Genomic DNA, 1,616 nt, shown 5'->3' with positions numbered 1-1,616 from the left:
AGCCACAACCTGCCGCACTGACTGTCCAGGGTAAATGAACAGCCCACAAAATTTTTTACCCAAAACCCGGTAAAAAATTTTGCGTTCTGCCCAGGACAGGTGCGTCAGGCCGTGGCAGTGATGCCCCATGCGGCGAAGGTTCTCAAACAGGTGATGGTGAATACCGGAGGGAACAAAGAGCAGGTCCCCGCAAAACGTCAAAACCGCGGCTCCCGAAACTCAACAGATGATGGGGGCTGAAAACATCAACAGAAGGAGACACATCATGGCAGTTCGTGGCATTAACAAGGTCATTCTCGTGGGACGTCTGGGAAAAGATCCGGATGTCCGTTACATCCCCAACGGGGGCGCAGTGGCAAATCTGCAGGTGGCCACGTCAGAAAGCTGGCGTGACAAACAGACGGGGGAGATGCGGGAGCAGACAGAATGGCACCGCGTGGTGCTGTTCGGCAAGCTCGCGGAAGTGGCAGGTGAATATCTGCGTAAGGGCGCGCAGGTCTACATCGAGGGGCAACTCCGTACCCGTAGCTGGGAAGATAACGGTATTACCCGTTACGTCACTGAAATCCTTGTGAAAACCACGGGCACCATGCAGATGCTGGGGAGTGCACCACAGCAGAACGCTCAGGCGCAACCGGAGCCTCAGCAGAATGGGCAGCCACAGAGTGCTGACGCGACGAAAAAAGGTGGCGCGAAAACGAAAGGCCGTGGACGTAAGGCCGCGCAGCCGGAGCCTCAGCAGCCGTCTGAACCCGCGTATGACTTCGATGACGATATTCCGTTCTGAACGGGCTGACTGTGATAACCGCCCCGTCCTGCGCGGGGCATCACCGGAGAAATGAGGATGAGCGAATATTTCAGAATACTTCAGGGGCTGCCTGATGGTCCTTTTACCCGCAAACATGCCGAAGCCGTTGCCGCACAGTACCGGAACGTCTTTATCGAGGATGACCACGGCGAACAATTTCGCCTGGTTGTCCGTAATAACGGTGCAATGGTCTGGCGTACCTGGAATTTTGAGGACGGTGCCGGGTACTGGATGAACCGGTACATCAGGGATTTCGGGATTCTTAAGTAAGAGAGGTGCCGGACGGGGATCACGTCCGGCAGACATTAACTACACAATAAGGGGATAGTCATGTCAGTAGCAAAGTCTGAACCAAAATCTACCCGTAAAGCAAGCCGTAAACCTGCAAAAACGCAGGAAACTGTCCTGTCTGCCCTGCTGGCGCAGACGGAGGAAGTGAGCGTGCCGCTGGATTCACTGATTAAATCACCACTGAATGTGCGCACGGTGCCGTATTCTGCGGAGTCCGTCAGCGAACTGGCGGACTCCATTAAAGGTGTCGGCCTGTTACAGAATCTGGTTGTTCATGCCCTGCCTGGTGACCGTTACGGTGTCGCCGCAGGTGGTCGCCGACTGGCTGCACTCAACATGCTGGCAGAGCGTGGCATCCTTACGGCTGACTGGCCTGTACGCGTGAAGGTCATTCCGCAGGAGCTGGCGACTGCCGCATCAATGACTGAAAACGGTCATCGTCGGGATATGCACCCTGCCGAACAGATTGCCGGATTCCGTGCAATGGCGCAGGAAGGCAAAACACCTGCACAAATCG

The 1,616-nt window shown here is 55.7% G+C and carries 3 protein-coding genes; all 3 read left to right on the top strand.

Annotation, left to right across the window (positions count from 1 at the left end; translation table 11 throughout):
* The first annotated feature begins 265 nt into the window (after window positions 1-265).
* Window positions 266-787 carry a single-stranded DNA-binding protein gene (locus E0D98_RS24045; RefSeq protein ID WP_000290783.1) on the top strand — a complete coding sequence of 174 codons (522 nt, stop codon included), beginning with the start codon at window positions 266-268 and terminating at the stop codon, window positions 785-787.
* Window positions 788-844: 57 nt separating this feature from the next.
* Window positions 845-1,078, top strand: coding sequence for a DUF905 domain-containing protein (locus E0D98_RS24035; protein ID WP_069192978.1), 234 nt, complete (start codon window positions 845-847; stop codon window positions 1,076-1,078).
* A 60-nt stretch (window positions 1,079-1,138) separates the two neighbouring features.
* Window positions 1,139-1,616, top strand: a 478-nt coding sequence (locus E0D98_RS24030; RefSeq protein WP_165941057.1) for a ParB/Srx family N-terminal domain-containing protein, incomplete at its 3' end; no start/stop codon positions are given.

The sequence above is a fragment of the Escherichia sp. KCJ4928 genome (assembly GCF_004352695.1).
Taxonomy (GTDB): domain Bacteria; phylum Pseudomonadota; class Gammaproteobacteria; order Enterobacterales; family Enterobacteriaceae; genus ECMA0423.
This window is presented reverse-complemented; position numbering and strand designations above follow the sequence as displayed.

What these genes read in the sequence shown, in the direction of transcription:
- E0D98_RS24035 (WP_069192978.1), top strand. Translation starts at nt 845, where the DNA reads ATGAGCGAATATTTCAGAATACTTCAGGGGCTGCCTGATGGTCCTTTT.
- E0D98_RS24045 (WP_000290783.1), top strand. Translation starts at nt 266, where the DNA reads ATGGCAGTTCGTGGCATTAACAAGGTCATTCTCGTGGGACGTCTGGGA.